15 protein-coding genes are annotated in these 23,795 nt (G+C 58.8%); 8 read left to right on the forward strand and 7 right to left on the reverse strand.

Going from position 1 to position 23,795, the window contains the following annotated elements; translation table 11 throughout:
- Positions 1–47: 47 nt before the first annotated feature.
- On the reverse strand, positions 48–677 hold the full coding sequence (locus FBZ93_RS36990; protein WP_146992348.1) for a VOC family protein: 630 nt from the start codon (positions 675–677) through the stop codon (positions 48–50).
- A 95-nt stretch (positions 678–772) separates the two neighbouring features.
- On the opposite strand from FBZ93_RS36990, the gene FBZ93_RS36995 reads away from it, so the two are divergent.
- The 4 genes from FBZ93_RS36995 (at position 773) to FBZ93_RS37005 (ending at position 6,274) form a co-directional block, all read left to right on the forward strand.
- Positions 773–2,380 carry an FAD-dependent monooxygenase gene (locus FBZ93_RS36995; protein WP_146992350.1) on the forward strand — a complete coding sequence of 536 codons (1,608 nt, stop codon included), beginning with the start codon at positions 773–775 and terminating at the stop codon, positions 2,378–2,380.
- 31 nt (positions 2,381–2,411) lie between these two features.
- A complete protein-coding gene (locus FBZ93_RS37000) occupies positions 2,412–3,305 on the forward strand; it encodes an alpha/beta hydrolase (RefSeq protein WP_146992351.1) in 894 nt (297 codons plus the stop codon).
- A 1,135-nt stretch (positions 3,306–4,440) separates the two neighbouring features.
- Positions 4,441–4,611 carry a hypothetical protein gene (locus FBZ93_RS40920; RefSeq protein WP_167529396.1) on the forward strand — a complete coding sequence of 57 codons (171 nt, stop codon included), beginning with the start codon at positions 4,441–4,443 and terminating at the stop codon, positions 4,609–4,611.
- Positions 4,612–5,218: 607 nt separating this feature from the next.
- Positions 5,219–6,274: an alpha/beta hydrolase family protein gene (locus FBZ93_RS37005; RefSeq protein WP_146992353.1), complete on the forward strand. Its 1,056-nt coding sequence runs from the start codon at positions 5,219–5,221 to the stop codon at positions 6,272–6,274.
- A gap of 665 nt (positions 6,275–6,939) precedes the next feature.
- Here the strand turns inward: FBZ93_RS37005 and FBZ93_RS37010 are convergent.
- Positions 6,940–8,523 (reverse strand): porin, encoded by a 1,584-nt coding sequence (locus FBZ93_RS37010; protein WP_146992355.1) that lies wholly within the window; start codon positions 8,521–8,523, stop codon positions 6,940–6,942.
- A gap of 605 nt (positions 8,524–9,128) precedes the next feature.
- Here FBZ93_RS37010 and FBZ93_RS37015 point away from each other — a divergent pair.
- Together FBZ93_RS37015 and FBZ93_RS37020 are read left to right on the forward strand one after the other, a co-directional pair.
- Positions 9,129–9,605: a MarR family winged helix-turn-helix transcriptional regulator gene (locus FBZ93_RS37015; RefSeq protein ID WP_146992356.1), complete on the forward strand. Its 477-nt coding sequence runs from the start codon at positions 9,129–9,131 to the stop codon at positions 9,603–9,605.
- A 304-nt stretch (positions 9,606–9,909) separates the two neighbouring features.
- Positions 9,910–10,818: an IclR family transcriptional regulator gene (locus FBZ93_RS37020; protein WP_146992358.1), complete on the forward strand. Its 909-nt coding sequence runs from the start codon at positions 9,910–9,912 to the stop codon at positions 10,816–10,818.
- Between the two features lie 333 nt (positions 10,819–11,151).
- Here FBZ93_RS37020 and FBZ93_RS37025 read toward each other — a convergent pair whose 3' ends face one another.
- The 4 genes from FBZ93_RS37025 to FBZ93_RS37040 all read right to left on the reverse strand — a co-directional run bounded on the left by FBZ93_RS37025 (position 11,152) and on the right by FBZ93_RS37040 (position 15,829).
- On the reverse strand, positions 11,152–12,105 hold the full coding sequence (locus FBZ93_RS37025; RefSeq protein ID WP_167529397.1) for a fumarylacetoacetate hydrolase family protein: 954 nt from the start codon (positions 12,103–12,105) through the stop codon (positions 11,152–11,154).
- Between the two features lie 533 nt (positions 12,106–12,638).
- A complete protein-coding gene (locus FBZ93_RS37030) occupies positions 12,639–13,388 on the reverse strand; it encodes an SDR family NAD(P)-dependent oxidoreductase (RefSeq protein WP_167529398.1) in 750 nt (249 codons plus the stop codon).
- Positions 13,366–14,358, reverse strand: coding sequence for a zinc-binding dehydrogenase (locus tag FBZ93_RS37035; protein ID WP_146992363.1), 993 nt, complete (start codon positions 14,356–14,358; stop codon positions 13,366–13,368). Before FBZ93_RS37035 ends, FBZ93_RS37030 begins: the two co-directional genes overlap by 23 nt.
- Before the next feature lie 238 nt (positions 14,359–14,596).
- Complete coding sequence (locus tag FBZ93_RS37040) at positions 14,597–15,829, reverse strand: ABC transporter substrate-binding protein (RefSeq protein WP_433995474.1); 1,233 nt, start codon at positions 15,827–15,829, stop codon at positions 14,597–14,599.
- Between the two features lie 738 nt (positions 15,830–16,567).
- Here FBZ93_RS37040 and FBZ93_RS37045 point away from each other — a divergent pair.
- Complete coding sequence (locus tag FBZ93_RS37045) at positions 16,568–20,050, forward strand: indolepyruvate ferredoxin oxidoreductase family protein (protein ID WP_146992364.1); 3,483 nt, start codon at positions 16,568–16,570, stop codon at positions 20,048–20,050.
- A gap of 331 nt (positions 20,051–20,381) precedes the next feature.
- On the opposite strand, the gene FBZ93_RS37050 is transcribed toward FBZ93_RS37045, so the two are convergent.
- Complete coding sequence (locus FBZ93_RS37050; protein WP_146992366.1) at positions 20,382–22,499, reverse strand: alpha/beta hydrolase fold domain-containing protein; 2,118 nt, start codon at positions 22,497–22,499, stop codon at positions 20,382–20,384.
- Between the two features lie 158 nt (positions 22,500–22,657).
- Here FBZ93_RS37050 and FBZ93_RS37055 point away from each other — a divergent pair, with 158 nt between their 5' ends.
- Positions 22,658–23,686 (forward strand): cupin domain-containing protein, encoded by a 1,029-nt coding sequence (locus FBZ93_RS37055; RefSeq protein ID WP_167529399.1) that lies wholly within the window; start codon positions 22,658–22,660, stop codon positions 23,684–23,686.
- Positions 23,687–23,795 lie beyond the last annotated feature (109 nt).

Below are 23,795 nucleotides of genomic sequence, written 5' to 3' on the forward strand. Positions count from 1 at the left end.
CAACTTACACGCCGCTAGCGCGGCTCTGGCCGATGTAGAGCGCAGGATCAGATGGCTAGGAGCTGATCTTGAGGCACACCGCTCCGATAGCGAGCAATAAACTCGTCCCGATCCAGTTCAAGTCCAGAGGGATTATTTCTGAACCGCTCCGATTGCGTGAACTTCAGAGTCTCCTCCAGGGACGCAAAATTGTTGATGCAGAACTCCACGACGTTCTTGTCGGGATCCTTGAAATAGAAGCTCAGGCCGGGACCGTGATTGGCGGAGCGCTGAGGATGAATTCCGCCGTCTCTCAACAGCTCAAGCCGCTTTATCAGCGTGTCGAGGTCGGCATTCTTGAATTGCATATGGTTCAGACCGGGGTCTGTTCCGGGCGCTCGGTCCAGCCAGGGCAGCTCAAACAATGCGAACGTGCCACCGTAAGGAAACGACGGATCCAGCTTCATGAAGCAGGCTCGAATGTCAGATGCTCGAACCTGCTTGTCCCCCAGATCAGGGCGCTTCGCCTTTGTCGGATCCTTCGGAGCGGTCTCGAAGTTGAACGGGCGGCCGAGCACGGCCTCGTACCAAGTCTTCATCTCATCGAAGCGCGCAGTCTGCAGAACGACCTCCGAAATCCAGGTGCCGGAAAGAGTGGAGGTTGCCTTCTTGAGTTCGTCGAGCGGCATCGTTGACATCGGAGCTTCCTCCCTTGAACGGTTATTGCGTATTGGATAATGCATGTCCTATATAGTAATCACCGCTCTCAGTCAAATCTCGCTAGGAAGGCCGCATGAAACGTCCGTCACAAATCCCTGTTTTGGTCGTCGGTGGTGGACCGGTGGGGCTCGCCCTCGCTAATGAACTCGGTTACCGAAGCGTCGCCTATCATTTGATCGATGAAGGCGATGGATCAGTTGTCTTCCCAGCAGGCGAAGGCATCTTTGCAAGAACCATGGAGCACCTCCGACGGTGGGGCCTATCGGAGGATCTGCGCAACGCGAGCGACTTTCCGCCAGATCAGAAGAGGGTCATCATCTTTGCCACCAGATTCGAGGGGCAAATCCTGGCACGCTTCGACGGACTATCGAACGCCGAAGAACCTCGCCTGAATCCATACTCGCCAGAAGGCGGGATGTTCTGTCCGAAAAAGGCCTTTGATCCCGCTCTAAGACGTGGCGCAGAACGACGGGACCTTGGAAGGATTGCATATTGCCACCGGTTGCTGGACTTCGCGCAGCGCGACGATCACGTATTGGCTCAGGTCGAGGATTTGACGAACGGCGACGTCTTCACGATCGAAGCAAGCTATCTTGTCGGGTGCGACGGCGCGCGAAGCCTTGTCAGGCGGCGGCTTGGTATCTCCTACGTTGGCTCATTCGCCGAAGGTCATAACTTCGCAATCTATTTTCGTGCGCCAAAGCTTCGCGGCGAGTTAGAGAGGCGCTTCGGAACGATGCCCACGCAACTTCACATGCTCAATGTCGAGCATCGTCCCTACCTTGTCGCCGTCGATGGCCAAGAGTTATGGCGGATGTCGATGTACATCCTCGCGGACGAGAACCCGGACGCCGGCGCAACCCTGAACAAGATTCTTGGACCAGAAATAGCGACTGAAGTCCTTCGCGCTCAACCGTGGAAGGGCAACCGTGTTGTGGCCGAGCGTTACTATCGTGATCGCGTTTTCCTCGCGGGCGACGCGGTGCACCTGCGTTGGCCGAAGGGCGGCTTCGGAGCGAATACCGGGATAGGCGACGTGGTTGACCTGGGGTGGAAGCTTGACGCAATGCTCACCGGATGGGGCGGCCCGAACCTGCTTGACAGCTATGAGGCGGAACGTCGTCCGATCGCGGTCCGGAACGTCAATGAAGCCTCGAACAACAGGCATTTAGACGCCCAAATATCACCCGACACGCTGCTTGATGAAACCAACGAACGGGGGCGCGCTGCCAGGCAGCGCGTTTGCGAGCAATACTTCGCGCTTCGCCTCCGCGAATTTCGCACTGCTGGCGTTCAGCTAGGCTACCGCTATCGTCATTCTCCAATTTGCGTGCCGGATGGCTCGCTCGAGCCGCCCGACGATCACATGATCTACTATCCATCCACTTGGCCTGGCAGCCGGGCTCCGCACGCTTGGTTGGAAGGCGGCAAATCGACACTCGATCTATTCGGCCGCGGCTTTGTCCTGCTGCGCTTTGGAAAGCATCTGATAGCGGATATTGAACGCGCCGCCGAACACCGCTCTGTCCCATTGCAGATCGTGGATATACCCCATCGTCAGATACGTGACCTCTATGAGCGCGACCTGGTGCTGGTGAGGCCCGATGGTCACGTCGCTTGGCGGGGAAACGAATTGCCTGAGGACTGCACCGCCCTGATCAATCGGATAGCAGGGTGGTAGCAGCAGGATTGGAATCCGAAGGGAGGATATCATGCGCGAGTTTGACTTTGACGTCGAGGACATCGAATACCTAAGGCACCCGGGCCAATCGCTCTTGGCTCGTGTATTCCGCCCTCGAGGTGAGGGCCCCTTCCCTTGCATCGTCGAACTTCATGGCGGGGCATGGAGTCAATTCGATAGAACGCGGGGCAAATCGGTCCACGAGGCTCTCGTCCGCAGTGGGGTTGTGGTCGTGGCCCTTGATTTCCGCCAAGGGCATCAAGGGGCCTACCCTCTCTCCGTGGCTGACGTCAACTACGGGATACGATGGGTGAAGGCGAACGCGTCAGTGTTGAAAACGCATCCTGGTCTGGTGGGATTGTCGGGCAACTCGAGCGGAGGCCATCTCGCGATGCTCACAGCGATGAGACCGCGGGATCCGCGGTACAGCGCCATTCCCCTCCAGTCTGAATATCGATGGGACGCCGGCGTCCGGTGTGTCGTCATGCTCTGGCCGGTCATCAATCCGCTCGGCCGATATAGATACGCTAAGCGACTGAGCGCACACGAATCGAAGCCAGAGTGGGTCGACCGCATCATCCATTTTCACGACGGTTATTGGGGAAGCGAGGACAACATGGCCGAAGGCAACCCAATGCTGGCCCTGGAGAAAGGCGAGCACGTTGAACTGCCACCGGCAATGTGGATCCAGAGCCAGCAGGACGAAGTCCATAATTACGTCGATAAAGATGCCGGATCCAATCTCGCGGAAGCGGAGAGATTTACCGCAGCCTATGCGCAGGCAGGCGGCAAGATCGAGTTGCTCTATTTCGATGCGCCCATGATGTTTACCACGGCACATCCCACGCTCCCGGCCTCGGTTGCGGCCCTGGAAAAGGTCGTACAATTCGTCCACGATCACGTATGCCTGGAAGGCGAGCATTAGTTACGCATACGGGAAGGGCTGGCCGCAGGAGATCTTCCCCCTTGTTGGTGACCTTGCAGGAAGCGCTCGGCATCTCCAACGGACCCGTCGAAGGTGTGCCCCAGCAAGATTACGAGGCGCAGCGATAACTCGGCTTCTAACGGAGCGATAACGTTGCATGTTAGGAGCTTGCGTTCGAGCTAGCGGGTGGCACTGGCGCTAAACAGGTCGCAAAGAACTTGATCGCGGCGGGCGGCCAAACGGTTGGCTTTGCGCGTTCATTGGCAGGCCCGAGGCTCTAGGCACTATGCACGCCCGGGTTTCATTACGCGGATTTGGTGGGGCGTCGATAGGGTGAAGGGAGTTGGCTCCCCCGACGGCATCACGAAGGCACGCTTACTCAAAAACGCACCGTTCAGTCGGCACCTCCAATCGAGCCGGATTTGGTCTTCTCAGCGTAACCCGCCCCCTTCGTGCGGCAAGGATTACTATTGTTCAGATTGACAAGGTCGTTCGAACCAGACAATGCTTTCACCAAAATGACATTCTGCTGAGAAACACTTGCTCGGGATTGGTTCGTCGATGGAGGAAGCTTGGCGACTACAGAAGCGCAGATTGACTTGGCTGGTCGTTTTGGCGCCACGGATGCGTTCGCGCACTCACCGACGTCACCAGGCCTCGCGGGGCGCGTCGTGCTGTTTTGCGCGGTGGGCCTCTCCGTCAATCTAACGCCGATGTTCCTTTCAACGTTCCCGGTGATGCTGACGTACACCCGGGACACAATCGGCGATACGCGAACGGGAGTCACCACCGGGTACGCTGTCCGCCTCGCTCCGCTTTTGCGGCCCATTGATCGGACGGCTCGTCGATGGATACCGGCCACGGAAGGTGTTGTTTGCTGGCATATCGCTGTTGTCTCTCATGTCCCCACCTTTGCATGGTTGCCAGCAACTCTACCGATGTTTTTCCCCGCAGTGCGCGACGTTGGGAATGGCGGGCGCGGCAAGCTATCAGCTCGTCTACTTCGGCGTTCTAGCGCTATGGTTCGACTGTCGGCTAGGCTTTGTCCTCGGCGTCGTTGGTGCTGGTACTTCGATCGGCTTCGCCGTATTCCCTCCGATGCGGCCTAGGCGATATTCAACCGTCCGGCGCGGTAATGCAGGGTCAGTTTTATCTTGATGACGACGTCCTTTGGTCTGAAGGACTGAACGATTTGTCCGAATACGCGACCGATCCGGAGGCCGATCTTCATATCGATCTGTTCGTCGATCCAACAGCGCCCGCGGCGGCTGGCGACCGGCTCAAGGCAAGCCCGTCCGTTCCTTGAAACGACATGCTCCACGCCCTTGGCGTTCCTCTCGGTGGATCCGCCGCGCCCCGTCCGGCACCTATCTCGATGGTGGCCAAGGCGCTCACATCGTTCGACAGCAGAATAGAGCGACATCGATCGAAAAGCTGAAGGCAGAGGTAAGAATGGCGCAAGACAAACGCAAGTTGTGGACGCCTGACGAAGACGAACGGCTGCGGCAGCTGGTTATTTCGGGCGCGTCTGTTGCATCAACCGCCGAACAACTTCATCGGACGGTGCCGGCCGTAGTCGCGAGAGCTTATGCTATCGGCGTCACGTTTCGACGCATTTACGTCAGGCGCCGCCCCCTGGCTAGATGGGGTTGAGCCGGCTGGCGCGAGGTTGAGAACTTCCGCCGAGCGGTCAAGCTCGGATAGTTAACTCGTCGGTTCATTGCTATTCCCGCCCGTGTTTTGGCGACAGGGGGGCTTCGCTCCCACCATACCCGTGAATGCATAGCCCACACTATAAAATTGACTTCTTAATCAAAATAGGAAATTCTTTCACCAAATTGCAACACTGTATGCGGAAAGCAGTGTGCGAGGGGGAAATGATACGCTTTGATCAGCGGAAGCGACGTGGCCGGATGCGCGCATTCGAAGACCACGCTGGGGCAGACGTTGCCCACCTGCGAACGCGGGTCGCCTCGTTCATTGACAATCTGTCGCCGAGTTCAATGTTGGGGGCGAAGAGCCGTGCGCGATGGGTTGGGAGTTGGGTTAGTCTCGGGAATCGGTATAGCGCACTGGCCGGTCGAGCGTTCCGAAGCGAAGACGCCGACAAAGCCAGGGAAAACTGGCTGTGCGCATTTACGGCCTTCGAGGTCGCAAGGTGGCTGACAGACCCACGCAGTCAAGCCCGACTTCGTCTCTCACATCGGAGCAACGCGTGCTTCCAGCAATTCGAGCTCTGCCTCACTCGACCGCTGGAACGGATCCAGATCAATTCCTTCGACGATGAAAGACTGACCGGCTATTTCTTGCCGGCCGTGAGTTCGCGCGCCGTTGCTCCTGCACTCATTTGCATAGCCGATGCGGATATATCGGTTGACGGCATATTGCGTCGGTTGTCGCCGGTCACAATCGGCCGGGGCATATCGCTGCTCGTCGTCGACGGAAGCGATACGCTTAGATGTCCGCCGCGTGAAGCCAGTGTTTGGCTCAGCTGTTGGCTTGACCACTTGGCCGGTCGGTCGGATATCGACAGCGGGCGGATTGCGGTCTACGGCGAAGGAATGGCCGCCTGGCAAGCTTCCAGCTTCGCGGCATCCGACGACAGGTTGGCCGCGGCTGTATGCGACGGCGGGCTTTTGGAGTCGTTACGACAACGTAGTGCATTGCGCTGGATGGCTGGAACTCGAGCAGCGATGCAAAAGTCCAAGGCCATATCAGCACTGCGATTCGCTCGCCGGATACGATGCCCCTTCCTGGTGGTCGCGGGAGGTAGCGGTTTGCACAGGGGACTTGATGCAATTCACCTCCATTCCGACTGCGTAAGCGCCGGAGTGGATATGACCCTTGCATTACCGCGCACGATTCGCACGTCGACGGGAGATTTGGAGAACTTCGTAACCACCGACAATTTCGTTTTCGACTGGCTGGAGAAGAAGCTGGATGCTTGCGGCTATAGCGAGCGCACCTAGCGCAGAGTTACAACGCGTTCGGACCTGCAAATTGCCTTGTCGGAGCGTGTTGTCGCCGCGCGTGCGCGCAGTTGCCCCAAAGGCTCGATCGCCGGAATTGGGCGGGCTCTACGACGGGTCTCACGAATGGCCGCAGCAAGCCTGCAGAACCGTTATTGCCACTGCGGGAGCAGGGTTTCTTTGAACCCCGATTGTCCGATGCATCGCCCGGAGCGCGACCAACCACACGACAAGTGTTGCGTCCCGATTGGCGACAAACGTCATAGTCGTAATTCCAACGCCGACATCTGAGAACGTTTCGGGAGCCATGCCAAAACAGCATCGGCGAAGCATCAATCTCGTCGTCAAGGCCCGCGGCTTCTAGGGTCGCGGTGACGAAATGGATACTTGATCAATGGGAAGCCGTTCGATCACCTGGCGTCCGAAACGAGATTCTGTCGCGAGGAACCCTTGATTCCGCATCCCTGTCCCTCTAGCTAGGCCGATATCGCCTCGATTGAGACGAGATCGGGCGTGGTTACGCCAGCTTCGCTCGAGGGCGATGGCCCGGAGGCGGAGATTTTCTTTGGAGCGGTCGACGGCGGGCAAATTCCAGCCTAACATCGAGTGTCTACGACGGAAGCCCCGGCCGTCGCACGACCGGGGCTTCCCTCAGCGTCCGAAGCTTACCAGTTGCGCTGCGCGCGGAGCAGCAAGGTGAAAGCGCTCTGATCCTTCAGTTCGTAGAGCGCCGCCGGCTTGGCAACGCTGGCGCTGTTCGCCGTCTGCGCCACCGTGCTGCCAGCAGCATACTTCTGATCGAGCATGATATACGCAAGGTCAGCCGAGAACGTCAGGTTCTTGACCGGGGTCCAGCCGGTGGTCACGCCAACTACGGCGTAGTTGAAGTCCGGATTGCATCCAGCAAGGCCGGATGAGAGCAGAGCACTGGTAACCATCGCGCCGCAGATGTAACTCTTGGCCGTGCCATTGTAGCGAACAGCAGCCCAAGCACCGTAGAGACTCGAATTCCAGTACGGATTCCAATTGTGGTTGAAGCCGCCACGGAAGCCGTAGGTCGTGGTGAGCTCCATGCCGGAGCCGTTGACGAACACCGCGTCAGACACGCCGCCAATGCCGAGGCTCTGGTAGGCGCCCGGCAGGCTCGTGCCACCATACATCGCGTACGAGGTAGCCATCAGGTCCTGGAAGTTGTAGCGACTTGCACCGTTGGTGTAGACGCCCTGAATATTGATACTGTCACCGGCGCCAGTCGGGATGTTCTTGATCGATAGGGCCAACTGACCAGCCCAACCCCACTTGTCAGCCGGATAGCCGTTGGGCTCCGTGCCGGCAAGGGCGCCGCCACCGTAGTAGGCGGCGTGGTTGTCATGCGCGGCGACCGACGCCTGGAAGAGGCCCCAAGCCTGATCGACGCGGACCATGCCGACAATGTCGGGTGAGCGAGTGCCCCCAATATCGCTGGCACCGTACGTTCCGGCCAATAGCCCAGCGTTGGCTGCGAGGCTGACGTTCCAGATGCTGGTCGTAGTGTAAGCGACCTGATCCTGCGCCGAGATTGCGGCCGACACGCCATTGCCGAACTGAGCCGTATAGGTGAACTGGCTTACCCCCGTGATGGAGCCTCCGCCGCCCGGCAAACCATCGAAGTTGTTCGCCGGGTAGTTTACCCACGGAGTGGAAAATTGAGAGACCGCCTTGCCCATCGTGAAGCCGGCAAACTGAATGAAAGCATAGTACACGCCAAGCGAACCGCCGGCGACCGCGCCCGGATTGGCGTTTTGTGGCGCCGAAGCCGGAGCAACGGTGCCACCACCGCCGAGCGGCGCATAAACGGTCGAGCCGGGAGCCGCACCGTTGCCGCCGTAGGAGCCGGTCGTCCACGAGAAGGCAGCATTAAAGAACGTGCGGACGACGCCGTACTCGGACGCGGTACGCGTATCGACGGTGAGGCCTTCGCGCGAACGAATTGTATAGTAGTTGCTCAAGCGATTGCGAGCCCCGGCGGCGCCGGAATCGGGCGCAATCCAATCCACATTGCTTCCGATCGCGGCCTCGGCGCGCAGATAACCGCCGAGCTGGATGCAAGTATCAGTACCTGGGATGTAATAGAATCCGGGGCCGTACAGTGAGCAGACCTTTACGTACTCGATAGCTTTCGCCTTCACGGGAAGATCGGCGGCGGAAGCTCCGCCAACTCCGCCGAGGGCGACCGACGCGCCGAGAGCAAGACTCTTGGTCAATTTCATTTGCGTAACCTCCAAGTTGGTTCTTGGCAGAGCCTCGTTTCCCCAGAAGCTCCCGCCTGCAATTTCCGATCCGCAGCTCGCTCGGCGCTTCGCGCGCGCAAGGATCTCCGGTCGAGGAACGACTTCGAGGTCCCCCCCTCCGCCGCCATGGCCGTTTAGCCTCAAGTATCGCGCCAGTTCAATTGATTAATTTCATTAATTGTTTTTTACAATCGAACTGTTGCCGCCTGACCACACGCGAGCGCTCAACGCTCGGCACCCTGCAAGCGAAATTTACCGCTGAAGACACCAAATAAATGACTAATATTACAAGAAAAAACCTCCGAGGGGCATCTCGGAGGTTTTCCTTGGAGGTTTCTGTGGCCGGCTGAGCCTCGGGATCCTTTCGGCTAGAAAGGCGCAGCGCGGCTATTCGCTATGAGCACGCTATAAATGACAAAACTAATTGTTTTTGTCAAGCACATCGATGCAGTATATCCACCCGTCCCAAGAGCTACCAACAGCTTCGCACGGCAATCCGTGCAATCGTGCGAGACTAAGAGGGTGGATTTCGCTAAAAGGCGAGAAGGCAAACGCATTGCGATCACTACGGCGAAAGAATCAATATGATCGAGAAGAAACTCGATAGAGCAATCAGGGATTTCATCTGGAACATCGTCGAAGTCCACTCCCAGCTGGAGGAAATCAATAACATCTGGGCGGTGATGCTTGGGATCAGCGAGCCGCAATGGCTGATCTTGATGGCGATCGATGAACTCGACGACGGTCGCGGGGTTGCTGGAGTCGACGTCGCAAGCAAACTGAGAATCCATCCTGCCTTTGTAACCAACCAGACCAAGAGCCTCGAAAAAAAAGGACTCCTTGCGCGAGAGCCCTCCTCAAAGGACGCGCGATTTATCCTAATGTCACTGACTGCAAAAGCACGCGCAGAGATGGGAAAATTATCGAAAAAGAAGGGCGTCCTGAACTCTACGATCTTCAATGATCTCGACGAGATGTCGCTCACGGATCTGAATGCCGCGTTGCGATCAATCGCCAAGAACACGCGCATGGCGGCGCGATTGCTAGCGGTCGATCTTTGATGGAGTGCCGCGTGCTCTTTGATAACTGTGGTTTTATTGCACGCATTCTGTAGTGATCAACACTGCCCTCACGAAGGATATCGCTCAAGGCATTCTCAAAGCTCGAAGGAGCGCCTTTGTGGTGGACAACGCGGTTTGCCTGGAATCGGGTCTCAACATTGGAGGAAACCCGCCCCCTTGCGTCCGCTCGCCTTTCAATTAGGCTTTGAAGGGATCATTAACGTCACTACTTTGGATTCGGAGGCTCAATGTTGGCAGGTCGATCACGCAGTGTAACCTCGCGTCCCGCTCAGGGGGAGCCGGTATGACTGGCCGTCCGAGATTGGGTAGCACCGGAGCTCCGAAGCGGAAGTTGCAACAGGCAAAATCAAAAGCCAACCGGCAAGAGGCGGACAGCTCCAGCGATTCCATTAACGGCATTCGAGCTATGCTGGTTGGCCTCTCGGTGTTGCAGGCAGTGGCCCGTGAAAGACGACCGTTGCCGCTACGCGACGTTGCAGCAGCCAGCGGTCTTACACCAAGCCGAGTTCATCGTTATCTGTCCAGCCTGGTTGCAGCCAATTTCATTGAGCAGGACTCGTCGTCGGGGGAATACTCGCTAGGTCAGTCCGTGGTGGAGCTTGGGCTCTTAGCGCTCGGACAGTTAGATTCGATCCAGATAGGCACTGATGCACTGGTCGAGTTCAGTGAACGTACCGGATTCGATGGTCATCTATCGGTTTGGGGAACGTTCGGGCCGACCGTTGTCCGTTGGCAATCAGGTCGCCTTGGATATCACTTTCGGATTGAGGAAGGCCGGGTCCTGCCTCTCCTTTGGTCCGCTACTGGCCGTATCTTGATGGCTTACCGGGACTTCAAAGACGTCGCATCGTTGGTCAAGCAGGAGATCACGGCCTGGAATCGAGAACATTCCGAACGGCAAATTGACCGGGAAGAGGTCGTCGAAATGTGCACCGCGGTACGCCGCCATGGGCTCTCGTCCTCCGTTCCCTCTCACAAGCTGGATAAGCTTTTCGGTCCGGTCTTCCCAAGGATGTACCGTCTCGCGCTGGAGACAACCGCTGTGCCGATATTCGACCACATGGGCCGGGTACCGATGGCTCTGACATTCTTCGGCGCGGACGACGGTCCGTCGATCAACGAGGATGCCGAACTTCAAAAGGAATTGCGATTGGCAGCCCAGAAGGCATCTCGGCGGCTGGGAGCCGGTTAATTCACTGGCGGCCGCTCTCGCGCGATACCGACAACAAGGCCTGTCCTGGCCGGCATCTCAGCGTCCTGTGAGACAGCCGCAGACAGCGATTCGCCACGTGAGAGCTGCGGCGGATTGCGCCCATATACTCTGCTGGCCTCGCGCCGCGCCGGCTCATCGAGCGAGCCGACCTCGCCGCCTCGCGAAGCGCACGCAAATGCTGCGGCTCTCTTCCGATCCGCCCGAGCGCGATGTCCTTCGCAATCGCAGGTGCCAGATATTGCTTTGACTGGCGAATGCCATCGGCCAACGGTCGTCGCTGGCAACGCGCGTCGCTACTCCGATCCTAGATCCTCAGACCTGCGTTCGGGATCCAGCGGGCACGATGCGTGGCGGCCCCATGGAACCACGTTGCGATCGAGGCTTTCTCACAAAATCGGCGAACTCGGCATCGATCCCATATGGCCATTTTCGTTTCAAGGGATCGGATACCAAAGTTGTGAGCTTCCCCAAACCAGTAATCTCCTGAACGATAACGTCGCCGTCCTGCATTGGACCCAGACCTTGCCGGTTGCACCCGGTCGCAATGATGTCGCCCGGATAGAGCGTGTTGAAGGTCGAGGCCGTTGCGATCAAGCGCGGGATCCGGTGCGCCATGTCGCTCGTGTTGTAATCCTGCCTGAGCTCACCATTAGCCCAGAGGCGCACTTGAAGTTCGTGCGGATCCGAAATCTCGTCGGCGGTGACGATCATTGGGCCGATCGGAGCAAATGTATCCCAGCTCTTTTGGGTGAAGAACGACATTTGGCCATTCGTGAGCAAACCTCGGGCGGAACCGTCCTGAACAATGGTATAGCCGAACACCATTTGAAGTGCATCGTTCTCCGACACGTCCTTGCATGTCTTACCAATCACCACGCCAAGCTCAAGCTCATGATGGACGATCGTAACGTTGGCCCGCGGCAACACGAGCGTCTCGCCGTCACCGATAACCGCTGAAGGCGATTTGTGAAAGAAATCGAGCTCGCTCACATTGCCCTCAATCCCTTCCTTGTAGTTGGCTACTGCACAAAGGATCTTGGACGGCCGCGGCAGGGGCGCCCGCAATCGAACCGACGATAATGGCACACCAGGCGCGTCGTTTAGGTAAACGTCAATCTGTGGTTGGTAATGATCCCAGCGCGCAATCAAGTCCTCCATTCGGCTCTGAGGACTGCTCTCTCGCTCCCAAAAGAGCTTCTGGATGCTGACGATCTCACTATCTCTGATGATGCCGAGTACATAGTCGTTGAACAGAGCCAGCTTCATTGGAACGCCTTCTGAACGAGGAACCATAAGGAGAATCTGAGTGCCCGCGCAGAGCTCCGACAACTCATATTCGTGAATGTATTTCTTCTTTTGAACCGCCTGTCAACCTATGCGAGCGAAACGGACGCTCACAGCACGGCGGTCAGAACTAGAAAGTTCGCCAAATCCGGGCTGATGCATCCATTGCGTCAAGAAGAGTTGCCTACGTATTGCGGTGCGGCCGACACCGCTGCATGGCGATCGATAGACTGCCGACGCATGGACATCGCATCATTGCCGAGGCAGCCGACCACGTATGGGCGCTGGATGAGATCGGGAGCAAGGATGAGGCGCCTCCGCAAGCAACGATACAGGAGCGGCTCAACGATCGAGAAATCGCGCTTCTACAGACCGATCGTCTGTCCCTGGAACTTGGCGCAGCGCGGCCATCCGTTCCTTAACACTCGAACGATCGCGGCCGGCTCTCCCCCAACCGTGCCGCGCACTTCAAAGAGCCCAGGTGAGCACTTGGAACGAGCAGACGCGGATCTACCTCACCGATAAGACCGACCTCCATCAGCGATATAGTTGCAGCCAGTAAGATACGATGCTTCCGAACTGAGCAGGAAGAGTATCAAACTGGCTACTTCATCGGGTTCGGCCAAACGATTGCAAGCGTACCGGCCGACAAACGCCGCGATTTGCTCCTCCGACTTGTTGGCGAGGAACCCATCGATCATGCGCTGGGTCCTGACTGCACCTGGGCTGACGCTGTTTGCTCGAATGGTTGGGGCAAGCTGTACGGCGATCATCTTCGTGAATTGCACGACGCCGGCTTTGGCCGCGGCATAGGGCGCGCTCGCCACGCCTGGCATGATTGCTGCGAGCGCCGCGACGTTGACGATTGACGCGTTTGTTGCCTTACGAAGATGCGGGAGCGCCGCCCGGCAAGCCAGGTAATGCGGCACCAAATTGTTCCGGAAACTTCGTTCCCAATATGCCATGTCGATATCTTCCAGGCTGGCGTAATCCCCTCCACCGATGGTATTGACGAGTCCATCAATCTCTCCCATTTGCGCCGCCGCCTCGTTGACCGCCTGAAATGCCTGGGTCTCATCGGCCATGTCATAGCTCAGCGCATAACCGCCCGCCTCTCTGGCGACATCCTCGACCAATGCACGGCGCCGTCCGACGACGGTAACCATGGCGCCCTCGCGCGCGCACATCAGCGCGGTTGCGCGACCAATACCACTACCGCCACCACACACCACGATGTGTCGTTCAGCCATTCGCGGCTTTGTCATATCCAATCTCCAACAACGACTTGCCAAAATGGGCGTTACTCTTGAGATACTCGTGCGCCGCAGCGACGTCGGCCAATGGGAAGACAGCATCGATCACCGGCGACAGCCCGCCGTCGGCGATCTCCGGGACGATCTGATTTGCGAAAAGCTGAGCTATTGCAGCCCTTTCAGTGATTGTCCGCGAACGAAAACTGACACCGATCAGCTTGAGGCGCTTGAAGGCCAACAGATTGATGTCCAGTTGATCGACAGCCCCTCCGAGCCGACCTACGGCCACGATCCGGCCGCGCAAAGCCGCACTTTCAAGGTTGCCGTTAAGCGCACCGCCGCCCACCATGTCGACAACGAGCTCGACACCGTTGCCATCAGTCACGCGTCGCACGGAGCCGGGCCAGTCATCTTCGGCGACAAGCGCCACGTCAAGGCCAAACGGCTTGAGCCGCTCGAGTTTCGCTAGTGATCGGGCAACGCCGATAACTCGAGACGCTCCAAAGTGTCGAGCAAGCTGCACGGTCGCAATGCCGACACCCGACGCCGCTCCTTGCACCATAACCGCTTCGCCGCGTCGCAAATTGCCCTCCGTCACCAGGGCATTGTGTGCAGTCATGAACCACGCCGGCAGCGATGCGGCGGTCTTCCAGTCGATCTTGTCCGGTATCCTGATTGCTATCCGATGATCGATACAGACTTGCTCTGCATAGCAACCAGGGGTCAGCCCCATCACCCTGTCACCAGCCGAAAAGCCGAAGCAGGCCGACCCCACCTCGATCACTTCGCCTGCCATCTCACCCCCCGCTATTCGAAGCGGATTGGCGACGTGGGAATTGCTCGACAATGCTAAGTCGGCCCTGTTGAGACCTGCGGTCATGATACGGACCAACAGTTCATCCGGAGCAGGCCGCGGCTCTGGAACCGAGCGCAAAACAAGCCGAGCGCCAACTTCGCCATCCTCAATCACAATCGCTTTCACCAAGCACTCCTTTGACCGTGACGTGCGCTAGATTCATTTGGTCGCAAGATCATCGGCGCGCACCAGAGATTCAGAGCGCCGACCGTTTTGCGGCTCCGTAACTGCTTTAGGCCCGACGCGCCATCATCGCGCAGCAACCGAAACCGGGTGGACAGCTTCCATCTCGCTATGAAATCGATCCGAGACCTGCACCTTCTCGAAACCCAAGGTGTCGGTAAGAGCAACTCCGTAACCACAACTATCTAGCGACCGCTGCATCTATCAGATTGCCGAACAGTTCCCAGCCGCTGTCCTTGATGCGCATGAGGTGGATTTGCTTGATCGGAACGAAGTCCGCGGCGGTGGTATTCGCGCTGATTCCCGGCAGCATCACATCAGTCCTGAATCCGGAGAGGCTTGAGGCCTGCTTCATGACGTTTTGACGAGTCAGATTGTCTCCGCACCGGCGCAGCACTTCGACAATAGCCTGTGCGGCCCCGTAGCTGCCGACGACGACCGAATCGAACCTGTTGAGCTGTGGGGCATACTTGGCCATAAAATCGTTGAACTTCCTCATACCCTCGTCATTGTCCCACTGGGAATCCGCGCTATCCTTCAGGTATGTTACAGAGATGATCCCTTGCGACTTGTCGAAGCCGGCGGGCTGCATGACAGTGCCGATCGAAGCGCTGATACTTCCAACAATGTGGAGTGGCTTCCAGCCTATTTCGCTGATCTTTCGGATCGCTTGCGCGGCGAACCTCGCCTGCGCCACATCGATGAAGACATCTGCGCCACTCGCTTTCAGTTTCACGATGTGCGTGTCAATCGTGGGCTCGGAAACCTCGTAGCTCTCTTCGGCAACGATCATCGTTGCCTTGGCGCCGAGTCCATCCTTCAATCCCCTGAGGTAATCCTTTCCAAGATCATCGTTCTGGTAGAGAACCGCAATCTTTGCGTCGGGCTTTTGATCCAGCAGGTACCTTGCGTAAGCGCGTCCCTCGAGCAGGAAACTGGGTTGCCAGCCCATGGTCCAGGGAAAGTTCTCCGGGTCATTCCACCTTGATGAACCTGATGCGACAAAGAGTTGAGGCACCTTTTTGCCGTTCAAATACTTCTGAATGGCGAGGTTCGAAGGCGTTCCAGACGAATTGAAGATGAGCAGGACACCATCATTTTCCACCAGCTTACGTGCCTGCTCGATTGCCTTGGGAGGGCTATATCCGTCGTCGTACGAGATCAGTCGGATCTTGCGGCCGTTAATGCCGCCTTCATCGTTTATCTTTCTGAAGTATGCTTCGTGGGTTTTACCGATGACCCCCAGGTTTGACGCAGGCCCACTATAGGCCGCGATATTTCCAATCAATATCTCGCTGTCCGTTGCCCCCTCATCATACTTTTTTTCGGATGATAGCGCGGCACTTGTCTGTCCAAGCAGAACCAAAACGGCCGTCAGCGCGGCCCAGCTTGAACGCGACATCATTCTCGACATCATTTCCCCTCCTAGAATTCTGCTTCCGAATGGTTTGGCGACTACGCAATACCGCTAGCTCCAAGACGGCCAGCACCAGTGCAAGCGAGGCATTTCGTGTGGGCGACGGCTCCAGCCGCGACGTCCCTCAGCCCTTGCCCCGCGCAAGGCTGCGAACGGACAGGTCGGCCCCACGGGCATTGCTCAATGCCCGAACCTAATGTGCACCGGGATTCATCGCGATCGCTTGTCCTCCCTTGATGTAATGCGTGACACGCAAGCTAACATCATTTTCGTGAATATGTTTCCTGCCTTGGAAAATGTCAATTGGGGAACGTCAGGTTGCCTGGTGCGTGGCTAGGTTGCGGCGATTTCGAACTGTCCGAATCGTAATGTGACGAGTTCCGATGCTGCTGGAGATCCGTTCACGCCGGCATCGCCAGCGCCCCGCAAGTTGGCGGATCAGATACTTAATCACCTGAGGATTGCGCCAGCTGGTTTGCCGTTCATTGGCTTGGAGAGCACGAGTGGTCGAGGCCCCAATTGCCGTTGGCCACGAACTGGGACAGGCAGCTTGCCTACGAATCCAAAACGTGCACGTCGCGCGCCGGCCAGGCGCTCCGAGTATCTGTCAGCTCATCCACCCTCCTATTTTAGGAAATGTATTTCCTGTTTTGTATTCTCAATAGAACTCGGGTATAGGTGCCGGCCTGCGTGCGGGCGGCAAATTCGGGCAAGAAAAGCGGGAGGAACGAAGAGATGACGCTGATGCAGGTCGAGCTGAACGACAAATACAGGCTCGAGTCCAAACGGATTTACCTATCAGGCACGCAGGCGCTGGTACGGTTGCCCATGCTGCAGCGTGAACGAGACCGGCTCCAGGGACTGAACACCGCAGGATTTATTTCGGGTTATCGCGGATCTCCGTTGGGCATGTACGACCACGCATTATGGGGCGCGAAGCCATTCCTAGACCAACACGACATCTCGTTCGCGCCCGGCCTGAACGAAGATCTCGCCGCAACCGCGGTCTGGGGCAGCCAGCAGGTTGGATTGTTTCCAGGCGCCAAGGTCGATGGCGTATTCGGCATCTGGTACGGTAAGGGACCGGGTGTCGACCGCTCGGTCGATGCGCTGAAGCATGCCAATTCCGCTGGCTCTTCGCGCCATGGCGGTGTGCTGGCGGTTGCCGGCGACGACCACGGCTGCCAGTCTTCGACGCTGGCCCACCAGAGCGAGCAGGTGTTCGCCTCGGCGCTCATCCCCGTGATCAACCCGGCGACGTTGCAGGATTACCTGGACCTTGGTCTCTACGCGTTTGCGCTTTCGCGCTTCTCGGGTTGTTGGGTCGGCTTCAAGGCAATCAGCGAGACGGTGGAAAGCTCCGCCTCGATTTGCAGCGATCCACAGCGCATCCGGATCACGCTTCCCGACGATTTCGAGATGCCCCCTGATGGACTCAACATCCGCTGGCCCGACCCTCCGCTGGAGGCGGAACGCCGCCTGTTCGGGCCGAAAATGGCCGCAGTGCAGGCCTTTGCCCGGGCCAACCAGCTCGATCGCGTCGTGCTCGATTCGAAGCCCGCGCGCCTCGGCATCATCGCGAGCGGCAAAGCCTATCTCGATCTGCGGCAGGCGCTCAGCGATCTCGGCATCAGCGACAAGGATGCGCAGGATCTGGGACTTCGCATCTACAAGGTAGCGCTGACCTGGCCCCTGGAGGAGAGCGGCGCGCGGCGTTTCGCGGAAGGACTGCAGGAGGTGTTGGTCGTCGAGGAGAAGCGCGGTTTCATCGAAGACCAGCTGATGCGCATTCTCTACAACATCGATGCCTCGAAACGGCCAATTGTGGCGGGAAAGCGAGACGAGCGTGGGGCGCCACTTTTGCCCAGCGAAGGAGAGTTGAGACCTGCGGTGGTCGCCTCTGCTCTGGTCGCACGGCTCCGCCGCCTTGGCCATCACAGCCCGCGGCTCGAACAACGCCTCGCTCGGCTTGAAGCTTATGAGACCGCCGCTACCACGTCTGCGCCGATCGGACTGTCGCGTACACCGTTCTTCTGCTCGGGTTGCCCACACAACACCTCGACGCGCGTGCCGGAAGGCAGTCGTGCTATGGCCGGTATCGGCTGTCACGGCATGGCGCTGCGGATACCGAGCCGAAGGACTGATCTGATCTCGCATATGGGCGGCGAAGGCGCGAGCTGGATTGGACAAGCCGCGTTTACCAGCGAACGACATATTTTTCAGAACCTCGGGGATGGCACCTACGCCCATTCTGGCCTGCTGGCGCTGCGAGCCGCAGCCGTGGCAGGCATCAACATTACGTACAAGATCCTTTACAACGATGCAGTCGCGATGACCGGCGGCCAGTCGGTCGAGGGCCGTTTTACCGTCGCGCAGATCGCGCACCAGGTCTGGGCCGAGGGCGTCAAGCGGCTCGCGATCGTCTCCGATGCCCCTGAGAAATATCCGACAGGCGGCGGCTACTTTCCCCTAGGCGCGCGTGTCCATCACCGCCGCGAGCTCGATCAAGTGCAGCGCGAGATGCGCGACATCGATGGCCTCACCGTCATCATCTACGACCAGACCTGCGCGGCCGAACAGCGGCGCCGCCGCAAGCGCGGAACTTATCCCGATCCGGCCAAGCGGGCCTTCATCAACGATCTAGTCTGCGAGGGCTGCGGCGATTGCTCGCAGACCTCGAACTGCGTCTCGATCCAGCCGCTGGAGACCGAGTTTGGTCGCAAGCGGCAGATCGACCAGTCGAACTGCAACAAGGATTTTTCCTGCACCGAGGGATTTTGCCCGAGCTTCGTGACCGTGCATGGCGCCTCGCTGAAGCGCATCAAGCCGTCAGTGATTGATTCCGGACAGGCCTTCTCGGACTTGCCTCTGCCCCCTGCCCGACAGCTTGGCAGCCCCTATAACATCCTCGTCGCGGGGATCGGCGGTACCGGTATCATCACCATCGGCGCGCTGCTCGGCATGGCAGCACATCTGGAGGGGCGCGGCTGTTCGGTACTGGACTTCACCGGCCTGTCACAGAAGAACGGCGCGGTCATGAGCCATGTTCGGATCGCACCAAAGTCGGACGATATCTCGGCCGTGCGCATCTCGACGGGCGGAGCTGACGTCATACTGGGCTGCGATATGGTGGTGGCTGCGAGCCCGATCGCGCTGAGTTGTGCCGCGCGTGACGCGACGAGGGCCATTGTCAACGCCAACCTTCAGCCGACGGCGGGCTTCTTGCAGAACCCCGATCTCGACTTCGAGAAAGGCGGCATGGAAGCTACCCTGCGCCGGGCGATTGACGAAAACAGCCTCGACATTGTCGACGCCACCGGCATTGCGGCGAAGCTTGCGGGCGATAGCATCGCGGCCAATCCGTTCATGCTCGGCTTCGCCTTCCAGAAGGGCGCAATCCCGCTCTCGCTGGAAGCTCTGTTGCGCGCCGTCGAGATCAATGGCACGTCCATCGAGATGAACAAACTTGCGTTCAGCTGGGGTCGGCTCGCAGCGCACGATATGTCGCGTGTGCGCAGCCTGCTCCAATTCGACGGCAATGCCGGAACGCCGACTAAGCCGCTCGACCAAGTCATCGCCACACGTTCGGAGTTCCTTACCGACTACCAGGATAAGGCCTATGCAGAGCGTTACCTCGCGACGGTAGCCAAGGTGCGCAATGCCGAGACGTCGGCCCGTCCCACCTCGACGGAGCTCACGGAAGCTGTGGCCAAAAACCTGTTCAAGCTGATGGCCTACAAGGACGAGTATGAAGTGGCGCGGCTTTATTCCGACGGCAGCTTTGCCAGCAAGCTGTCAGACCGTTTCGAGGGCGATTTCACGCTCAGATTCAACCTCGCACCGCCGATCTTCGCACGGCGCGACAAGGCGACCGGCCAGTTGCGGAAGCAAGAATTTGGCGGCTGGATGATCCACGCCTTCCGGCTGCTCGCGAAGCTCAAGTTCCTGCGGGGGACGACGTTGGACCCGTTCGGTTGGACGGATGAACGCAAGGCCGAGCGCAGGCTGATCGAGGATTATCTGGCGATGATCGACAAATGGACCGTGGGGCTCAATGCGACGCGGCTCCCTCTGCTGACGCGGCTCGCGCGCATGCCCGAGACGATCCGCGGCTTCGGCCACATCAAAGAAGCCAATATCAAGCGGGTGATCGCCGAGGGGAGACGGCTGGAGGCCGCTCTTGAGAGTGGCGGCTTGGCCGCCGCGCCGGCCGAATAATTTCCGCCGTTGCCAACGGTCAGGAACGGCGTGAGGCAAGCCGACATCGTGAAAGCGCGCGGGGCGGTGCAGAGCTGATCGCGTGGCGCATACGGTCAATATGTTGAGCCGAACATGGCGCTCAGCCCTGACTTCGATCTGCTCACGCTCCTGGGGAATTAGGGCGCCCGCCCCTTATGCAACCTCGGCTACAGGGGTGGATCGCAATATCCGTCGACCTCTACCGCGCCCAGATTCTTATGCGTCCCAGCGATGTTTATCGAAACGTCGCCGTATTTCAGAACGTTGCCGGGACGGATTGCTTGGTCAAGCAACCTCACGCTTGATGATTCTATGGCCGGGCCAGGTCCTTCATCCGTCGGCGCGCATCCTGGCCTACCTCGCTGAAATACTGACGAGCTTCTGGCAGATCGACGAAATGCGCAAAGGCGTGTACGCTGTCGGGCACAAGGGTCAGCCGCACCTCTACGCCGGCACTTCCAGCCCCTTGTGCAAGGCGGCGGGCATCGTCGACGAGGGCCTCGTCTTGCGCGGCCGCAATATGCATTGGTGGAAGTCCGTGGAGCGAGGCCTTGAGCGGAGCCACGATCGGATGGGACACGTGGTGGTCTTGCACATAAGCGGCCGCACTGCGCAACAGGCGCAATCGCGTATGGCAAGCCTCGGTCCCGGAATTTGTATCGATGCTCGAGCCCGAAAGCGACGGATCGACAAAGGGCGACAGAAGATAGAGCGCCAACGCAGAGACTGTATCTGCGTCGCGCAGGCTGAGGGCAAGGCTAAGCGCAAGGCTCGCTCCCGACCCTTCCGCGCTGACAAAGAACGTGTTGTTCCGCTTCACGATCCAATCCCGCGCCGTTCTCACGTCGGCCTGCATATCTTCGGCCCTGTATTCGGGAGCCACGCGAAAATCGGGTACCAAGGCCCAACCGCCGATGCTCCGCGCCATTTCCGCCGCTAGCTGGATCGATGATGCGGCCGAACCGTACATGAAGCCTCCGCCGTGAAGGTGGAGAACAGCCGGTCCCTTCGCACCGCCAGGTGGCGTCACCCGCAGAGCCGGCAGGCCGCCGCAGTCAACCACCTCGGCAAAAACGTCCGCCGGAGCCTGGAAGGCGGTCACAAGTGCCCGATTGTAGGCTTCCCGCTCACTGGTCCAGCCGCCGACACCGTCTTCGGCGCGCACCGCGCTGGCCCAGAAGTCGAACGCCCGTTGTGCTTCGGGCCGCTGCGGCCGCGCAACTGTCCTCCGACTGAACTGCTCAAAGGTCTTCCTCGATTCCTCGACCTCATTGTAGGAATACAGCCAGCTCAATCGCTGGACCCCGGTAGGATCCAGTTGCATGATGGCGCGATTCATCGGCCCGCGCGCGGCAATCTTGACAGGATCATCCTCATGATAGGTCGTGAGATCTGCACGAGATGAGATCAGAAGCTGGGTCGTTCTGGGTTTGCGCCGGGCCTCGAATTCACCGAAGGCCGCCGCAAGATCGCTCTGATGCCGTCGCAGGCAGGCGGCGAGGGCCACTGAGTCTTCCAGGGCTACCGCAGCGCCAGAACCTGACGTCGGCAGGACCGGATGTGCGGCGTCACCCAGCAGAACGATGCGCCCCTTGTGCCATTTGGGCAGCGGATCACGATAGTAGATGCCCGTGATAAAGGCCTCGGTTATGGTATTGGTCAGATGACGCACCTCGATGCAAGCATCGGCAAAAGATGCGCGCAGGTCGTCGACGTCACCCGAGACTGACCAATCTTCTCGATGGATCTGATCGGCCGGCACGTAGAACGCAGCATAGAACTGCCTTCCATGACGAATCGGATAGTGGACGACATGGCGGCCAGTTCCGGCCCACAGTTTGGTCTGCGGAGGCAACGAATAACCGAGCACCTCGATTGGCATAATCGTTCGCCACGCTAGGAAGCCGGTAAACACAGCCGGACTTTCTCCGAACAACACCGTCCGAACGGTAGAACGCAGGCCATCGGCTCCGACGACAAAGTCACCGCGGATCCGTTCCCCACTCGCGAGGACGAGCGTCGCGCCCTGGGCGTCCTGCTCCAGGTTGACGATAGTTGAGTTCAACCTCACTTCAACGCCGCCAAGCTTGCCGACCAGCGCGTCGATCAGGTCGCGGCGATGGGTCGAGTAGAGCTTCTCACCGTAGAGTTGCTTGCCGGCGTCACCCAACGCAGTCCGAACGCGGAGCTCGCCACTCGCGAGATCGAAGTACGTTCCTATCTCGGGCGCGGTGTTCAATTTACGAACATGATCTGCCGCGCCGAGATGATCCAGGACCCGCATCGCGTGGGGGCCCATGACAACGCCGGCGCCAACCTCGGTTAAGGCCGGCGCACGCTCGACGACCGTGACAGAATAGCCTTCGCGATGCAGCGCGATCGCTGCGGCCAGCCCCCCGCATCCCGCACCGGCAATCAGAGCGTGCATGACAAATTCATCCTCAACACGATTCAATGTCGTGAATGGATTCACTATTTTGTGCAAGACTGTCAAGTCAAATACCGGACCAGCCGCGGCCTTCGAGGAGTTTGACTCGCGTAATCATTCTGGTAAAAGCATTCACGATTTCGATACGAGGACTGAGCATGGCACAAACGACAACCGATCAGCCGCCTGAACGCTTTCAGACCCGAACCGTGGGCATGAACCTCTACCCGCTTTGGGAACTGACCACGCTTCACCAGACCGGTCAGCCGAGCCCCGAAGCTCCCTGTCTGTGGCGATGGGAAGAAGTCCAAAACCTCATCGAGGGAGCCGTGCAAGCGACGTCCACCACGCATGCGGAGCGTCGGGTGCTTTTGATGGCCAACCCGGTTTTTGCCGAAGGCTTGGGCAAAACGAAAACCACAACGACGCTTCAGGCTGCCTATCAGGTCCTTATGCCCGGCGAGAGCGCGAGGCCGCATCGCCATACGCCAAACGCGCTGCGCTTCATGCTTGAGGACGGCGGCGAGACATACACCGTGGTTGACGGCAAGGAATGTCTAATGCAGCGCGGCGACATCGTGCTCACGCCGGCCAACACGTGGCATAGTCACTTTCACAAGGGCAAGGGGCGGTCGGTCTGGTTCGACGCGCTCGACTCGGGATTGGTCGGTTATCTCGATACAGGCTTTTTTGAGCCTGGAACCAACCTTCGCAATTTTCCGGAAACAATGCCGGACTCGGCCTTTGTCGGTACTGGACTCAGTCCCGTCCTTCCGGAAGCGATTCCAGCAGCATATTCGCCGCGCTTTCGTTACCCGTGGTCCGACACGCTCGCGGCCCTTGCGGTCGCCCCTGTTCGGGACGATGGCTCAGCTTGGCTTCGCCTGGTCAACCCCGCGGGAGGCGAGATGGCGATGCAAACAATGGATTGTTACGTGGTCCGGATCGCGCGAACCGCAACGCGCAGACAGCGGTCGACTTCCAGCGCGGTTTGTGTCGTAGCCTCTGGTTCGGGGATGACCAGGTTCGGAGACAATGAGCTGACCTGGAAAGAGAGAGATATCTTCACGATACCCCACTGGCAATGGGTTTCCCATCAGGCAACCAGCGACAGTGCCGAGTTGTTCATCGTGACCGATCGAGGATTCCTCAGGAAGCTCGGCTATCTGCGCGACGAGATTGAATAGCAGCACGAACTCACCGGACCGATCGATCGGCTCGGGCGCAGCCTGCACGCAACGACAGGGGCGCAGCGACGAAGCAGCGACGCCGAAAAGCCCGCGGTAGCACGTGAGT

The organism is Bradyrhizobium macuxiense (genome assembly GCF_007993935.1).
Classification (GTDB): domain Bacteria; phylum Pseudomonadota; class Alphaproteobacteria; order Rhizobiales; family Xanthobacteraceae; genus Bradyrhizobium; species Bradyrhizobium macuxiense_A.